Raw genomic sequence first — 16,365 nt, 5'->3', positions numbered from 1 at the left:
ATTCCTGAATATTTATGATATATTTAGAATGTAATTATTTTTGTCCCGTGTGGGACGCAATACGTCTCATGATGGTGAGGTATCGAAACTCATGTGGCAAAAACTTTTAGACATCCAGAAGCGTATCGCACCGGAAGTAGTGTCGGAATTGCAGAAGCGTTCAACCATCCTGAAACAAATCAGGACATACCAACCGATAGGTCGACGGCCACTTGCAAGGCAACTTAATATGACCGAGAGGGTTTTACGTAAGGAAGTCGATGCATTACATGATTTGGATCTGATCGATATCGATAAAAAAGGAATATCGATTTCCCAAACGGGTATTGAAGTATTGGATGAACTTTCACCGTTCATGACAACACTTGATCGGCGTTCCGGACTGGCCCTTAAGCTTCAGCGGCAATATAATCTGCAAGGTTGCCATATCATCCGGGGGATGCTGATGAAGATCCCGAGCTCCAGCAGGAGCTTTCCCAGCTCATGGCCGAAGAATTTCAGAAAATAATCTTCGACAATGCCATCATTTCCGTGGCAGGTGGTTCGACGATGGCCAATGTGAGCCAATATCTGAAACCAGCGGAGGAGAATCTCCTATTCGTTTCGGCCCGGGGTGGCCTCGGTGAAGAAGTGGGCAACCAGGCGAACTCGATTGCAAGCCGTCTTGCAAAAGCGACGGGTGGCGAGCATCGGGTACTCTATGCGCCTGATAGTGTAGGGGATTCGGTATACGAATCTTTGAAGGATGAGCCATCCATCAAAGAAATTGCCGAGCTCAACCGCCGTTCTGACTATGTCATGCACGGCATCGGCGAAGCATTCATGATGGCGCGCCGCAGAAATGTGGAAGCGGCCACCCTCTCCCAGCTGGAAGCCGATTGCGCAGTTGGTGAAACCTTCGGCTACTATTTCAACGCTGAAGGGGATATCGTGCGTAAGGTCAAAACCATCGGTATCCAGTTGGAAGATCTCGCATCAAAGAAAGCAATATTTGCAGTGGCAGGTGGAAGCAGCAAGAAGGAAGCAGTCCGTGCGTATATGAAGATGGCTCCGAAGAATACTATTCTGTTCATCGATGAAGCCATCGGGGAATTTTTGTTGAAGAATGATTGATTAATTTAATTCAATATATAAATCAAGGAGGCCATAAATTATGGTTAAAGTAGCAATCAACGGTTTTGGACGTATAGGTAGACTCGCAGCCAGGGAAATCCTCAATTATGAAGATATCGAACTGGTGGCAGTCAATGATCTTACAGATGATGAGTTCTTGGCACATCTCATAAAATATGATACAAGCCAGGGACGTTTCGAAGGTGATGTTGAAGCGATCGATGGTGGATTGAAGATTAACGGCAATGAAGTGAAATCCTTCAACGTCAAAGACCCTGCAGAACTCCCATGGGGAGATTTGGATATTGATATCGTACTTGAGTGTACTGGTCTCTTCACTAATGAGCAGGACGCAAGAAAGCACATCGAAGCAGGTGCTAAAAAAGTATTGATTTCAGCTCCGGGCAAAGGCGATATGAAAACAATCGTCTACGGTGTCAACGAAGATGTGCTCGACGGTTCGGAGGAAGTAGTGTCAGCTGCATCCTGCACGACAAACTGTCTTGCACCAGTCGTGAAAGTATTGAATGATGAGTTTGGTCTTGAGCGTGGCCTCATGACAACGATCCACGCCTATACAGCTGATCAGAACACACTGGACGGCCCGCACGCTAAAGGCGACTTCCGTCGCGGACGTGCAGCAGCAGAAAACGTAGTGCCGAATTCTACAGGTGCGGCAAAAGCTATAGGTCTTGTATTGCCTGAACTTGATGGTAAACTTGACGGCGGTGCCCAGCGTGTACCGGTTAAGACAGGTTCCCTTACAGAAGTTACAGCGGTACTCGGCAAAAATGTTTCAGTTGAAGAAGTGAACCAGGCGATGAAGGATGCAGCAAATCCATCATTCGGCTATATTGAAGATGAGATCGTTTCTTCCGATATCATCGGCATCAAAGAAGGCTCCCTATTCGATACAACACAGACACGTGTTGTAGATGTGGATGGAAAACAGCTTGTACGTGCCGTTTCATGGTATGACAATGAAATGTCCTATACTGCCCAACTGGTCAGAACACTTCATCACATGGCGACCAATAAGAAGTAAATCATAGATGAACGGGCGGACTTTCCGCCCGTTTTTATTTTATTCATACAGCGGTATGGGTATAATAGGAATGAGCAGAAAAGTATAGGAGGCACAGCCATGAAGAAAACTGTAGAAGATGTACAATTGAAAGGCCGCAAGGTATTGCTGCGCGCTGATTTGAACGTTCCGATGTCAGAGGGCGAAATCACCAATGACAATCGTATCGTACAGGCGTTGCCTACAATTAGGCATATCATTGAAGCTGGAGGGAAAGTGATACTTTTCTCCCACCTGGGAAAAGTGAAGACAGAAGCGGACAAGGCAGATAAGACGCTTAAACCGGTCGCTAATAAGTTGTCGGAACTGCTTGAGCAGGATGTCAATTTCATCCCCCACACAAGAGGTGAAATGCTTGAAGGTGCCATCGATGATTTGAAAGAGGGCGAAGTCCTGATGTTTGAAAACACACGTTTCGAAGATGTCGACGGCAAAAAGAGAGCGGCAACGATGAATCCTTGGGTAAATACTGGGCTTCTCTTGGCGATATCTTCGTAAACGATGCATTCGGTACAGCCCATAGAAGCCATGCTTCAAACGTGGGCATCGGATCCAATATCGAAACAGTTTCAGGATTCCTCATGCAGAAGGAAATTGAATTCATCGGAGGTGCCATCGATTCGCCGGAGCGCCCATTCGTGGCCATTTTAGGCGGCGCCAAAGTGTCGGATAAAATCGGCGTAATCAAAAATGTGCTCGAAAAAGCTGACAAAGTAATCATAGGCGGCGGCATGGCGTATACCTTCCTAAAAGCGCAAGGCAAAGAAATAGGCAACTCGCTCCTTGAAGAAGATAAAGTGCAGCTGGCAAAGGAACTTCTTGAGAAATCAGAAGATAAAATTGTTCTGCCAAAGGATGTAGTCGTCGCAGAAGAGTTTGCCGCAGATGCCAAACATAAAACCGTAGGCGTCGATGAAATACCATCCGACATGGAAGGCCTTGATATCGGTGAGGATACAATCGCTGCCTTTAAAGAAGTGCTGCAAGGCGCGAAGACAGTCGTATGGAATGGACCGATGGGTGTGTTTGAAATGGAGAACTTTGCACACGGCACGATTGGTGTATGCAAGGCGATTGCTGAACTTGAAGATGCGAAGACAATCATCGGTGGCGGAGATTCCGCAGCTGCAGCAATGGATCTTGGCTATGCTGATGATTTCTCCCACATCTCAACAGGTGGCGGCGCCTCACTCGAGTATCTGGAGGGTAAGGAATTGCCAGGCTTGTCTGTAATTGACGAGAAGTAATGTTTAGAGTCTTATACAAAAACAAGGAGGAATATTATGAGAACCCCATTTATTGCAGGAAACTGGAAAATGAATAAAACCATTTCAGAAGGTGAGGCATTTATAGATGCACTCGGCGAACTGCCAAACAAAACTGAAGTGGAGAGTGCAATCTGCGCGCCATTCATCCACCTGCCGTCGCTCGTGGAAAAGGCAAAAGGTATGGAGCTCGGCATAGGTGCTGAAAATAGCCATTATGAAGATGAGGGTGCCTTCACTGGAGAAGTTTCCCCATTGATGCTCCAAGACCTTGGAGTCGATTATGTGATCATCGGACACTCGGAGCGCCGTGAACACTTCAATGAAACTGATGAAGCAATCAACAAAAAAGCGCATGCGCTCCATTCAAAAGACATCGTGCCGATCATCTGCTGTGGTGAGACGGATGACGAACGCGAGGCTGGTAAGGCAGAAGATAAAGTGAAACAACAAGTTTCCAAAGCGTTTGAGGGCCTAAGCAAGGAACAGGCTAAAACCTCTGTTATCGCCTATGAACCTATCTGGGCGATAGGCACAGGGAAATCCGCGACAAGCGATGATGCAAATGAGATGTGCGGTGTCATCCGCCAGACGATGGCATCACTTTATGATGAAGAAACTGCAGAAGCAATCCGCATCCAGTACGGTGGCTCAGTCAAACCGGAAAATATAAAAGAGTACATGGCACAGGCGCATATTGACGGCGCTCTTGTAGGCGGCGCGTCACTCAAACCTGAATCTTTCGTGCAACTATTGGAAGGTGCTAAAAATGACTAAACCAGTTGCTCTCATCATACTTGATGGCTTTGCCAACAGGGACGAAGTGAAAGGCAATGCTGTTAAAGCAGCTCATAAACCGAACTATGACCGCTTTTTCAAGAAATATCCGAATAATGCACTCAGCGCCTGCGGTCTCGACGTAGGTTTGCCTGAAGGGCAGATGGGCAACTCTGAAGTCGGTCATCTGAACATTGGCGCGGGGCGCGTAGTCTATCAAAGTCTTACAAGAATCAATAAATCCATTGAAGATGGGGATTTTTACGAAAATGAGGTACTGCTTGATACGATGGATCACGTAAACACCAAGGGCAGTACCCTTCATGTCATGGGTCTGCTCAGTGATGGCGGTGTACACTCGCATTATGAACACCTCTTCGCAATATTGGAGATCGCAAAGAAAAAAGGCCTCGAAAAAGTATATGTACATGCATTTCTGGATGGACGCGACGTCGTACAGGATTCGGCAATCGAATATGTACGGGAATCGGAGAAGCGTTTCAAAGAGCTCGGTATCGGGGAATTTGCGACTGTCAGCGGCAGGTATTATGCCATGGACCGGGATAAGCGATGGGATCGCGAAGAAATGGCGTACAATGCCATCACATACGGAAAAGCCCCCCGCTTTGCTTCAGCTGAAGAAGGGATCCAGGCAAGCTATGATAAGGGCGAATACGATGAATTCGTCAAACCATTCATCATATCCGATACAGAAGAGGGCTATGATAAAGGAGTGGTCGACGGAGATGCGATCGTTTTCTTTAACTTCCGTCCGGATCGTGCAGCCCAGTTGTCTGAAATATATACAGATGAGGAATTCATGGGCTTTGATATTGAAAAGCGAATCAAAGATTTGAAATTCGTCACTTTCACCAAATACAGTGATCAAGTGGATGCAGATGTAGTCTTTGAAAAAGAAGATATCATCAATACAATAGGCGAAGTGGTTTCCAAAGCAGGCAAGAAGCAGCTGAGGATTGCAGAGACAGAAAAATATCCGCATGTAACGTACTTCATGAGCGGTGGACAGCATGATGAGTTTGAGGGAGAACGTAGAGTCCTTGTAGATTCTCCTAAAGTGGCAACTTATGACCTACAGCCTGAAATGAGCGCTTATGAAGTGAAGGAACGTTGTCTTGAAGAACTCGGAAAAGAAGACCTTGACCTTATCCTCATGAACTTTGCAAACCCCGATATGGTAGGTCATAGCGGTAAAATGGAGCCGACGGTCAAGGCAATAGAAGCAGTGGATGAATGTCTTGGACCCATTGTAGATGAAATCATCGCGCAGGGCGGTACAGCCATCATAACCGCCGATCACGGCAACTCGGACGAAGTCATCACTTTGGACGGGGAACCGATGACTGCCCATACTACAAACCCGGTTCCTGTCATCGTAACAAAAGAAGATGTTACGGTTGGAAGTGGACGACTGGCTGATTTGGCGCCGACCCTACTTGAATTGATGGGATTGGAACAGCCGGAAGAAATGACGGGCAAAAGCCTTTTGGAGTAGATTGTGCTGATAAGATTGAAAATGATAAAAATAGAAATCAATTAAAAAGGAGATATCGTTATGCCATTAATTATAGATGTGTACGCACGTGAAATGCTTGATTCAAGAGGAAATCCGACAGTTGAGGTCGAAGTATTGACGGACAGCGGTGCCTTCGGCCGTGCGCTTGTACCTTCCGGTGCTTCAACAGGAGAGCATGAAGCAGTTGAGTTGAGGGATGCAGATGAGGCGCGCTTCCTTGGTAAAGGTGTCGAAAAAGCAGTTGAAAATGTTAATGAAATTATCGGGCCTGAGCTTGTAGAGGGTGATTTCAGTGTCCTTGAACAAGTGTCGATCGACAGAATGATGATTGCCCTTGATGGCACCACCAATAAAGGTAAATTGGGTGCAAACGCTATTCTAGGCGTTTCTATGGCCGTAGCAAAAGCAGCTGCTGACTTTATGGGGCAGCCACTCTACAAATATCTAGGCGGATTCAGCGCAGTCCAACTTCCAGTGCCGATGATGAATATCATCAACGGAGGCGAGCACGCGGATAATAACGTGGATATCCAAGAATTCATGATTATGCCTGTGGGTGCTGAAACATTCAAGGAAGGCCTGCGCATGGGCACGGAAATATTCCATAACTTGAAAAAAGTGCTCAGTGAAAAAGGCTATAATACTGGTGTAGGAGACGAAGGCGGTTTTGCACCGAACCTCGGTTCCAATGAAGAGGCTTTGTCGACAATCATTGAAGCGGTCGAGAGAGCAGGCTATAAGCCAGGTGAAGAAATCCGCTTGGCGATGGATGCAGCTTCGAGTGAATTCTACGACGCCTCAACAGGCAAGTATGAACTAAAAGGAGAAGGCAAATCCTATACTTCTGAAGATATGGTCAATTGGTATGCTGAGATGATTGAAAAATACCCAATAATATCCATCGAAGACGGGTTGGATGAGAATGATTGGGAAGGTACCAGACTCCTCACTGAAAAACTTGGTTCCAAGGTGCAATTGGTCGGGGATGATCTTTTCGTCACCAATACCGAGAAGCTGGCACGTGCAATTGAAGAGGGTGTCGGAAACTCCATCCTCATCAAAGTCAACCAGATCGGTACTTTGACTGAAACGTTCGAAGCAATCGAAATGGCGAAGCGCGCAGGCTACACTGCAGTCATCTCCCACCGTTCCGGAGAAACTGAAGATACGACGATTGCAGATATTGCGGTAGCTGTTAATGCAGGACAAATCAAAACTGGTGCGCCATCACGTACAGATCGTGTCGCCAAATACAATCAGCTGCTCAGAATTGAAGATGAACTGTTTGAAACGGCAAAATATGAAGGGCTTGCATCCTTCTACAACCTGGATCTGAAATAATCCAAAAACCTCCCTTGAGCTAAGGGAGGTTTTTTAGTTGGGGCAGCATTTGCAATCCCCTCCTTAATCTGATAAAATGCTTGTGTTACTAATATTCGGAGGGATTACCACATGCAAACACTGCTCGTCATATTGTTGATTGTCGTTTGTATATCTTTAATTGCAGTGGTATTGCTACAGTCAGGGAAAAGCGCCGGCCTCTCAGGTGCAATCGGTGGCGGTGCTGAGCAATTATTCGGTAAACAAAAAGCGCGGGGCATGGATCTTGTACTGCATAGGACAACAGTCATACTTTCGTTACTGTTCTTCCTGATCATGCTGCTGCTCACATATCTAAATTAGAAATAATGGCCTCCTATTGTTGATAGGGGGTTTCTTTTTATTTTTCTATGTTCTTAAATTGTCGTACAATGAAATTAATGTGCAGAAAGTAGGGTATAAATAATGAAGATACAATTACCAGAACCATTCTTTTTTGAGGAGGGCGAGAAAGCAGTCTTGTTGCTGCATGGGTTCACAGGCAACTCATCAGATGTCAGGCAACTTGGACGCTATCTCCAAAAACACGGCATAACTTCCTATGCGCCGCATTATGAAGGTCATGCGGAGCCTCCTGAAAATTTGTTGGAATCAAGCCCACACATCTGGTGGAGGCAAGTGACTGAAGCCTACGACTTCCTTGTCTCCAAAGGCTACGATAAAATTTTCGTGGCAGGACTGTCCCTTGGCGGAGTCTATGCGCTGAAGTTGGCCACTGTCCGCGATGTAGTAGGCATCGCCACCATATGCAGTCCGATGTACCTCAAGGACCGTGAAACAATGTACGAGGGCGTTTTGGAATATGCCCGGGGCTTCAAGAAGATGGAAGGGAAGACACAAGAAGAAATAGAGGGTGAGATGGAAGCGTTCCGTCCGACCGGCATGCTGGATGAGGTGCGTGATGTGATCCAATCGGTCCGTGACCACCTCCCGGATGTATATGCACCGTTGTTTGTGGCTCAGTCGGAACAGGATGAAATGATCAATCAGGACTCAGCAAACATCATATTTAATGAAACTTCGACTGAAGATGATGAGAAGAAACTGGAGTGGTATCCAGAATCAGGGCATGTATTGACGATCGATAAAGAAAAGCAGCAATTGTTTGAGAATATGCATGCCTTCATGGATCAGTTGGACTGGAATGAGTAATAGGGGGATAAGTAATGGGTAACTATCGAGAACGCATTTTAAATGTTATTGAGGCTGACGATTATCGTCCGATGACGATGGAGGAGTTCAAACATGAACTTTCGGCTCATGACTCAGACGACTTCAAGGAAATGGTGAAAGCCGTTGTGGCCCTTGAAGAAGAGGGCGAAATCCACAGGACGAAAAAGGACAAATATATCAAGATGAGTGAAACAGACATGCTCAAGGGCAAGCTCTCCATGCACAAACGCGGGTTTGGTTTCCTGCGTCCTGAAGAAGGCGATATGGAGGATATTTTCATTCCACCAACTTCAATCAATGGGGCCCTTGATGGAGATACAGTGCTGGTGGAAGTGCAGAAACATTCAAAAGGGGATAACCAGGAAGGTCAGGTCACCACTATCCTGACCCGGGGTACAACGCGAGTCGTCGGGGAGTATCATGCAAGCAAGAACTTCGGTTTCGTCGAACCGGATTCCCAAAAGATGATAGACGACGTCTTCATCCCGAAAAATCATAACCTGGGTGCCATAGACGGCCATAAGGTTCTTGTTGAACTGACTAAATACCGGGAGGGCGATGACAAGCCAGAAGGGCATGTCATTCAGATATTGGGGCATAAGAACGACCCTGGCGTCGATATCCTCTCCATAATCTATCAGCATGGTATCGAGATCGAGTTTCCTGAAGAAGTGATGAAGGAGGCAGAAGCGACACCGGATACCATCAGTCAGGATGAGCTGGACGGCCGGCGTGACTTGCGTGATGAATTTACGATCACCATAGACGGGGCAGACGCAAAGGACCTGGATGACGCAATTGCCGTCAAAAAACTGGATAACGGCAATCATGAACTGACAGTCAGCATTGCTGACGTCAGCTACTATGTCGATGAGGCATCTGCAATGGGTAAAGAGGCCTATGAACGCGGCACAAGTGTCTATCTGGTAGATCGGGTCATCCCGATGATCCCACACCGCCTGTCCAATGGCATCTGTTCCCTGAACCCTGGTGCAGACCGTCTAACAATGAGCTGCAGGATGGAGATCGATGGCAGTGGTAAAGTGGTCGATCATGATATTTTCCAGAGCGTCATCCATTCCGACAGGCGCATGACGTACGATGCAGTCAACCGGATGCTTGATGATGAAGACCAGACGCTCATCTCAGAATTCCCGGATGTCTATCCTATGCTCAAGAAAGCACGCGAGCTCGCCATGATATTGCGCAAGCGACGTAAAAAACGCGGCGCCATTGATTTTGATTTCAATGAAGCAAAGGTGCTCGTCGCAGAAGATGGCACGCCATCCGACGTCGTCCTCCGCACGCGTTCAGTGGGCGAGCGCATGATTGAAGAATTCATGCTTGTCGCCAATGAAACTGTAGCTGAACATTTCCATTGGATGGAAGTGCCTTTCCTCTATAGGGTACACGAAGACCCGAAAGAGGAGAAGTTGCGTCAGTTCTTCGAATTCATCACGAATTTCGGTATTGTAGTCAAAGGTAAAGGGAATGAAATCCATCCGCGTGCCATGCAGGAGATAGTTGAGGAAGTGGAAGGGCGTCCTGAAGAAATGGTGATCAGTACATTGATGCTCCGCTCGATGCAACAGGCTCGCTATGCGGAAGATAACTTGGGTCACTTCGGTCTGGCAGCTGATTTCTATACCCACTTCACATCACCGATCAGACGTTACCCGGACCTTGTTGTGCACCGGCTGATCCGCAAATATCTGATTGAAGGCAAGACGGATCAGAAGACTCAAAAGCGGATGGAGTCAGAACTTCCTGATATCGCTGAGCATACTTCGAACAGGGAGCGACGGGCACAGGAAGCAGAGCGGGATACGGATGACCTTAAAAAGGCGGAGTATATGGTGCAGCATGTCGGGAGACTTTCGAGGGCGTCATTTCAGGCGTCATGAATTTCGGCATGTTCGTTGAACTCCCAAATACAATCGAAGGGCTTGTCCACGTCTCCCATATGACGGATGATCACTATCAATTCCAAGAACGCCATATGGCGCTTATCGGTGACCGTACCGGTACAGTATACCGCATCGGGGACCCTGTTGAAGTAGAAGTGCTGGATGTCAATCTTCATGAGCGTCTCATTGATTTCAAGATAGTTGGAATGCCAGCTCGCCAACCGCGCGAGAGAAGAGGCAGACCGGTTGAAATCAAAGCGAAATCTGAGTCCGGCAGCCGTCGACAAAATGGAAAAAAAGGTAAGGATAAAGATGGCAAGAAGCACTTTGATAAGGGTAAGACCAATAAAAAACCATTCTATAAAGGCGCAAAAAACAGTAAGAGGAAGAAGAAATAGCCATGAAGAAAACACATGATAAACCATTAGCCCAAAATAGGAAGGCCAGCCATGACTATCATATAGAAGATACGATAGAGGCGGGTATAGAACTCAGGGGTACAGAGATTAAATCCATCCGACGTGGTTCAGCGAACTTGAAGGATGCCTATGCCCGTGTATACAAGGGGGAGATGTATGTCTATAACATGCACATTGCCCCCTATGAAGAAGGGAACCGGCATAATCATGACCCGCTCCGCTCGCGTAAGCTTCTGCTCAAACGAAAGGAAATAGATAAGCTTGCCGGACAACTCCAGGAGACAGGCTACTCTTTGATTCCACTGAAACTATATATCAAGCATGGTTTCTGTAAGGTGCTGCTCGGAGTGGGACGTGGCAAGAAGAAATATGATAAAAGGGAAGACCTTAAACGCAAGCAGATGAAGCGCGATGTAGATCGTGCCCTGAAGGATCGCATGAAGTGATATTCTTGAAAAAACGTATCGAATCTGGTAATATATAGTATACGTCTGATGAAGGCGCACTGTTAAAATCCGGGGACGTTCCGGATTCGACAGGGGCTGTTTGAGCAACTTAAGCGTGTCGGAGGTTTCGGCTCCGTCATCAACGATACACAGTTTATAATAACTGGCAAACAAGACAATTTCGCAGTAGCTGCCTAAGAGCACACTGCATCATCCCATGACGTTTCCTGTGCGTCTTGATTGGATGATTCAACCTTAACAGGATACGCACCGGGTTCTTCCGCCTGGAGAACCCGGTGAAGAGATCAATCAGGCTAGCATGGATCTGTGGTCCGTCCATTACCAACAGCCATGCGAAATTAAGAAATGGACTACACACGTAGAAAGAGTTGTGCCAAGGTCCCTGGACGCGGGTTCGACTCCCGCCGTCTCCATATTTGGGAATATACTGAAGCAATGCTTCTGCCTATAACGAGGTAGAAGCATTTTTTAATCAATCAGATGCATTTCTCCTTAAACTATGGATATCATAGTCAGAAATGGCTGTTACATATTTAAAAAGATTCACATAAAGACAAGTGATGTTTGGATTAATCTGATGAAAACTGTTAAATTATAATAAAGAAGTCATGTTTGACTCAGATTAGAAAGGTGGATGGACATGTATAAAAATATCCTGCTTCCGTATGATTTTGGAAACTCGTTCACTAACGTCCCTGACCAACTGTCGAAACTTACGGGCAACAGTGAGGACGCCAAAATTACAATATTCAATGTGATCCCTGAAAGTGAAATGGCAGATAGCGTGAAGTATCATGGCAAACATTTTGACGACATAACCGAAGATAAGATCAAGGCATTGAAGCCTTTCCTGGAAGAGTTGGATAAACGTGGTTTGAACTATACTACGACATTCAAGGCAGGAAGGATCATTCATGAACTGCTCGAAGAAATAAATGAAAACGATTATGAAGTTGTGGTCATGAGCAACAAGCGCTCTAAACGCGATATAAAACACGTCCTTGGCCACGTTACCCATAAGATAGCCAAACGCGTGAACACTCCAGTGCTGATCATCAAATAATCCATGCTGTAAAACGAAGGCTTAAAAAGCCGGAAAAACCATCTAAAAGCCTGTCGACTATATGTTGCAGGCTTTTATTTTTTCAATATACATAGAGGGGGATGCGTTATGGAGGAAAGGAGAGAAGTCGAGCTATTGTGGGCCCGTGAAAAATATCGGGTCATGTATCATAGCCAACAGCATTATGATCGTTTAAGGGAAGCATTAAAGAGTGATGCCGGAATTACGGAAGTGAGGGGATTGATAGAAGACGCAGTAGCCGTCCCCCGACCAAAGGATCAATGATGAATGCATTCGACCATATATGGGGATACTTCAAAAAGAGGTGTACAGTTGCAGAGCGCGACCGCTACGCAAATATGAAACAGGAATTTAAGGCAGGTAATCTTACCGAAGAAGAAATGCTGGACTATCTGAAGTCGTTGGCGATTCTTCATCAACAGAAATATCTGCTTGATTCCACATTGCTGTTTCCAGCCTCCAATTGAGCAAATTCCGTTTATTGCCAATACGAAATGGGGTATTGTTGTAAAATGAGTAAATAGGAAAGACAAAGGGGTCTTAGATGAAGATAAATGAAATAGTCGATGCTTTAGGGGAGCAATTGTTAAAAAGTATAAATATGGAGGATAGGGTGGAGAAGTCGGTTTCAGGGATCACATCAATGTACCAGGACATTGAACCGGGTCATGTGTTCATGCTCAAAAACTCTGCAACTTCAGAGCATTATTTTGATGCTGCTTCAGCCAATACTCCTGCTTTCATCATCACGGATTTTGAGGTCGGCCGTTTTGATGACAGAAACGTGCCTGTAGTATATGTCGAGGATTTCATGAAAGCCGCGAATAAGATGGCAGAATTTTTTTATGGTAAGTCTATAAAAAAACTTAAATATATAGCAGTCACTGGCACGAACGGGAAGACGACAGTCAGTCATTTCATCGGCAGGCTACTGTCTAACCTCGGTTGCAGAACGGCAACTGTGGGTACTCTTGGAATATTTGACGATGCCTACCAGAAAGTGCCGTTCCGACATACTACTCCAACCACACCAATGCATCTGGAGTTCGCTGAAATCATCAAACATTTCGCCGATCGTGACTATGACTACATCGTCTATGAAGCGACGTCGATCGCCCTGGATCAGCGGCGTACTGATTTTATCTGGAATGATATGGCCATATTCAATAATTTCAGTCCGGAACACCTCGAATACCATGGAACTGTAGAGGGATATTTGGCAGCGAAGTTGAAATTGGCTGAACGGAGTACATGTATCATGGCGAATGCCGATGTACCGGAGTATGCTTCATTGACGCGCCAAGGGAGGCATTTCTCCAAGCTTGGAGGCGCCTATTATCATTATCGGACAGAGCCTGACCACATCAATCTAAACATCGGCGGATTGAGCTATACGGTTTCACCAGGATTCATTGGAGAACATAATTACATCAATCTGGCTACTGCTATCTTCGGACTTGTGGAGGCAGGTTTTTCAGCTGATGCTGTCACAGAAGCTTCAAGAGGCATCCAGGCACCGGTGCATCGGTTCGAAATGTTTTCAGAAGGGCATTATGACTTCATCCTGGATTTTGCCCATACCCCCGTCGCCATCAATGAGTCCATATCGAATGCGATGAAGTATGCGGAGGCAAAGGCCAAAAATCTGATGGTCATGGTGACGGGCATCGGATTAAGGGGACAGGATAAAATCAGGAAGACTATGGAAATGGTGCCGCAAAATGTCCCTTGCCTTATCCTGGCAGCAGAGCAAGTCGGCTACGAAGATGAGGAAGCGATCGTCCAGATGATGGAGAGGCACTTGCCGGAAAGCTACAATGATATGGAAATAATCACTGCGTTCTCAAGGCAGGAAGGTATTGTGCAGGCGATTGAACACGCAGGAGAGGATACCCTGATTCTGTTGACAGGGATCAACGAACCCCAGAATTACCGGGGCGCCATGGTGGAGCATGATGATCGGGAGTTCATTTCAAAATATATTAGCGGGAAGCAGAATAAAAAGATAGGACCCTTATTGAAGGGCCTATCGCATATTTTCTACGTATTCCTTGATGGCTTCAGCCTGATTGTACTGCGTGTCCTTTGCGCTGTACAGCAGGGTGACATTATGACCGTCACTTTCTTTCCGGAGTGTTTCGAGAAGCTCTTTGTGTTCTTTGAGTTCCTTGAAGTAATCTTTCTTGAACGTCTCCCATTTTTCCGGGTCGTGGTTGAACCACTTCCGAAGGTCATTTGAAGGAGCGAGTGATTTGTGCCATTCATCATGGTCGAGATCTTCTTTTTGATGCCCCTTGGCCACACTCCATCGACCAGAATGCGTTTTCCGTCCTGGGAGGAAGAATCGTCATACACCCTTTTTGTTTTCAACATGATATCACCTCATTATGATCGTGCCCTTTATTGTATGAGGGCAAACAAATAAAAAATAAAATGGATATATAATTGAAATTTTTATCCATTTTATTTAATGTATAAGTAAATGAAGATAACGTGGGGGATTACTATGAATATTAAAGGTGTAGATATCGGAGCGGGCATGCCGAAGGTGGTTGTATCCTTCTCGGGTAATTCAAAGGAAATGATTGATGAGGAAATGGAAGCGGCAAGGAGGAACACCAGTGCATTCGATATCCTTGAAATCAGGAGTGATGCATTTGATGCGTTGAGCCGTGAAGATCATATAGAAATGGTCGAATATATCACAAGCCATATGGCCGGGTATCCGATCATCTATACGTACCGGACATTAAAAGAAGGTGGGAAAGGCCAAAAGACGGCAGCTGAATATGAATCATTGCTTGCTGATGTGATGGAACGGTGCAGCATCGATATGGTGGATATTGAATTTTTCATGTACGAAGACATCATCGATAACCTCGTCGCACGCGCGAAATCCAAGGGGATAGGCATCATCCTCAGTCAGCACGATTTTCAGGACACTCCCCACTTTGACGAAATGATGGCAACATATCGGGATATGCTCGAAAGCGGAGGAGACATTTTAAAGTTGGCCTACCAACCAGTCGGGGACGTGATGTCCTCAGCATATTGAGTGCAGTCCATGATGCCCGTCAACAATTTGATTGCAGGGTGGTCGGCATCGCAATGGGGGAACTCGGGAAGATTACCAGGGTGGCCGGCGGAGTTTTCGGTTCATGCCTAACCTACGGTTACATACTTCACAAAGCTGCACCTGGCCAGATTCATGCAGAGGATCTGAAGGAAAACCTTAGGTTGTTTGAGGAAGATAAATAAAAAAAGTGCCTCGGAAGGGCACTTTACTTGATTATATATTTGATTTCAGGAATTCCTGGACGGATTCAGGTGACTTGGCATCTGCAGAATGCAGGTGGGCGAGCTTCTTGCCGTTCTGGAAAACAAGCAGGCTCGGAATCCCCATGACATCATTTTCATCCGCAGCTTCAGGCACATCATCCCGATTCAGTTCATACCAATCAATGTGATTGTATTCTTCCAAGATGGGATCGATGAACATGTTCATGCGCGTGCAGTCCGGACACCAGTCCGCGAAAAACTTGATGATGATCTTATCATCACCTTGAATTTTTTGGCTGTAATCATCGTATGCAGTAATCGGCTTCATAATCATACTCCTTTATATATCGATATGTTTCAGTCTACCATCTTTTTTTATAATATGAAATTATGCCAGGCCCCAACACCCATAGAAAACTTGAAAACAATATCTTATAATTAAACTACTGGAGGAAATTGATGACTATATTGTATGAGTATCCAAAATGTACGACTTGCCGTAAGGCCAAAAACTTCTTGAAAGAGAATGATATCCCTTTTGAGGATATCGATCTCGTGAAAAATCCTCCATCCGGAGAGAAAATATCGGAAATGGCCAAGAAATCGGGAAAAAGTTTGGATGAATTCTTTAATTCACGTGGAAAAAAGTTCAAGGAACTGGATCTCAAGACGCGCCTTGATACTTTATCCGACGACGAGAAGCTTAGCCTGCTGGAGGCGGACGGGCTACTCATAAAACGGCCGTTGCTCTATCACGAAGAAACCGTCCTGCTCGGTTTTAAAGAGGCAGAGTATAGGAGAACTTTTGATATGGGTGATTAACCTTGCTTAAATGGCAAAGTATGTGAGAATATATATGTGTATAAGAAAAAGGAGGTTT

General features: G+C 45.8%; 14 protein-coding genes, 1 other RNA gene and 5 pseudogenes. 18 read left to right on the top strand and 2 right to left on the bottom strand.

Annotation, left to right across the window (positions count from 1 at the left end; all coding sequences use genetic code 11):
- Positions 1-91 precede the first annotated feature (91 nt).
- From ACYF68_RS12500 to ACYF68_RS12425, 16 genes and pseudogenes are all read left to right on the top strand, one after another.
- A complete protein-coding gene (locus ACYF68_RS12500; RefSeq protein ID WP_461047223.1) occupies positions 92-508 on the top strand; it encodes a hypothetical protein in 417 nt (138 codons plus the stop codon).
- Positions 484-1,113: a sugar-binding transcriptional regulator gene (locus ACYF68_RS12495; protein WP_461047221.1), complete on the top strand. Its 630-nt coding sequence runs from the start codon at positions 484-486 to the stop codon at positions 1,111-1,113. Before ACYF68_RS12500 ends, ACYF68_RS12495 begins: the two co-directional genes overlap by 25 nt.
- Before the next feature lie 37 nt (positions 1,114-1,150).
- Entirely contained in the window at positions 1,151-2,158 is a 1,008-nt protein-coding gene (gap, locus tag ACYF68_RS12490) for a type I glyceraldehyde-3-phosphate dehydrogenase (protein ID WP_461047634.1), read from the top strand.
- A gap of 99 nt (positions 2,159-2,257) precedes the next feature.
- Positions 2,258-3,444: pseudogene (locus ACYF68_RS12485) on the top strand (phosphoglycerate kinase).
- Between the two features lie 36 nt (positions 3,445-3,480).
- Positions 3,481-4,239 carry a triose-phosphate isomerase gene (tpiA, locus tag ACYF68_RS12480; protein WP_461047220.1) on the top strand — a complete coding sequence of 253 codons (759 nt, stop codon included), beginning with the start codon at positions 3,481-3,483 and terminating at the stop codon, positions 4,237-4,239.
- Positions 4,232-5,755, top strand: coding sequence for a 2,3-bisphosphoglycerate-independent phosphoglycerate mutase (gpmI, locus tag ACYF68_RS12475; protein WP_461047218.1), 1,524 nt, complete (start codon positions 4,232-4,234; stop codon positions 5,753-5,755). The genes tpiA and gpmI overlap by 8 nt, the downstream gene beginning before the upstream one ends.
- Positions 5,756-5,815: 60 nt before the next feature.
- Complete coding sequence (gene eno / locus ACYF68_RS12470; protein WP_461047217.1) at positions 5,816-7,117, top strand: phosphopyruvate hydratase; 1,302 nt, start codon at positions 5,816-5,818, stop codon at positions 7,115-7,117.
- A 111-nt stretch (positions 7,118-7,228) separates the two neighbouring features.
- Positions 7,229-7,459: a preprotein translocase subunit SecG gene (gene secG / locus ACYF68_RS12465; protein ID WP_344704457.1), complete on the top strand. Its 231-nt coding sequence runs from the start codon at positions 7,229-7,231 to the stop codon at positions 7,457-7,459.
- Positions 7,460-7,561: 102 nt separating this feature from the next.
- Positions 7,562-8,308 carry an alpha/beta hydrolase gene (locus ACYF68_RS12460; protein ID WP_461047214.1) on the top strand — a complete coding sequence of 249 codons (747 nt, stop codon included), beginning with the start codon at positions 7,562-7,564 and terminating at the stop codon, positions 8,306-8,308.
- Between the two features lie 14 nt (positions 8,309-8,322).
- Positions 8,323-10,634: pseudogene (gene rnr / locus ACYF68_RS12455) on the top strand (ribonuclease R).
- The gene (gene smpB / locus ACYF68_RS12450; RefSeq protein ID WP_461047632.1) at positions 10,631-11,101 is read left to right on the top strand and encodes an SsrA-binding protein SmpB; all 471 of its coding nucleotides are present in this window, start codon (positions 10,631-10,633) and stop codon (positions 11,099-11,101) included. The pseudogene rnr and the gene smpB overlap by 4 nt, the downstream one beginning before the upstream one ends.
- Positions 11,102-11,172: 71 nt before the next feature.
- Positions 11,173-11,538, top strand: a transfer-messenger RNA (tmRNA) gene (gene ssrA, locus ACYF68_RS12445).
- A gap of 224 nt (positions 11,539-11,762) precedes the next feature.
- Positions 11,763-12,185 (top strand): universal stress protein, encoded by a 423-nt coding sequence (locus ACYF68_RS12440; protein ID WP_461047212.1) that lies wholly within the window; start codon positions 11,763-11,765, stop codon positions 12,183-12,185.
- 108 nt (positions 12,186-12,293) lie between these two features.
- On the top strand, positions 12,294-12,470 hold the full coding sequence (locus ACYF68_RS12435) for a hypothetical protein (RefSeq protein ID WP_461047210.1): 177 nt from the start codon (positions 12,294-12,296) through the stop codon (positions 12,468-12,470).
- On the top strand, positions 12,467-12,673 hold the full coding sequence (locus ACYF68_RS12430) for a DUF1722 domain-containing protein (protein ID WP_461047209.1): 207 nt from the start codon (positions 12,467-12,469) through the stop codon (positions 12,671-12,673). Before ACYF68_RS12435 ends, ACYF68_RS12430 begins: the two co-directional genes overlap by 4 nt.
- 77 nt (positions 12,674-12,750) lie before the next feature.
- Positions 12,751-14,106 (top strand): annotated as a pseudogene (locus ACYF68_RS12425) (Mur ligase family protein); the annotation flags it as partial.
- Positions 14,107-14,232: 126 nt separating this feature from the next.
- On the opposite strand, the pseudogene ACYF68_RS12420 reads toward ACYF68_RS12425, so the two are convergent.
- Positions 14,233-14,579 (bottom strand): annotated as a pseudogene (locus ACYF68_RS12420) (DUF488 domain-containing protein).
- Between the two features lie 109 nt (positions 14,580-14,688).
- On the opposite strand from ACYF68_RS12420, the pseudogene aroD reads away from it, so the two are divergent.
- Positions 14,689-15,464 (top strand): annotated as a pseudogene (aroD, locus tag ACYF68_RS12415) (type I 3-dehydroquinate dehydratase).
- Between the two features lie 31 nt (positions 15,465-15,495).
- Here aroD and ACYF68_RS12410 read toward each other — a convergent pair.
- Positions 15,496-15,813, bottom strand: coding sequence for a thioredoxin family protein (locus tag ACYF68_RS12410; RefSeq protein ID WP_344704440.1), 318 nt, complete (start codon positions 15,811-15,813; stop codon positions 15,496-15,498).
- Positions 15,814-15,944: 131 nt separating this feature from the next.
- Between ACYF68_RS12410 and ACYF68_RS12405 the strand changes: the two genes are divergently transcribed.
- Complete coding sequence (locus tag ACYF68_RS12405) at positions 15,945-16,307, top strand: Spx/MgsR family RNA polymerase-binding regulatory protein (protein ID WP_461047207.1); 363 nt, start codon at positions 15,945-15,947, stop codon at positions 16,305-16,307.
- The last annotated feature ends 58 nt before the right edge of the window (positions 16,308-16,365 follow it).

This window comes from Salinicoccus sp. CNSTN-B1 (assembly GCF_054792835.1).
Note: the sequence above shows the minus strand (reverse complement) of the source record. Positions and strands in the feature narration are given on the sequence as shown.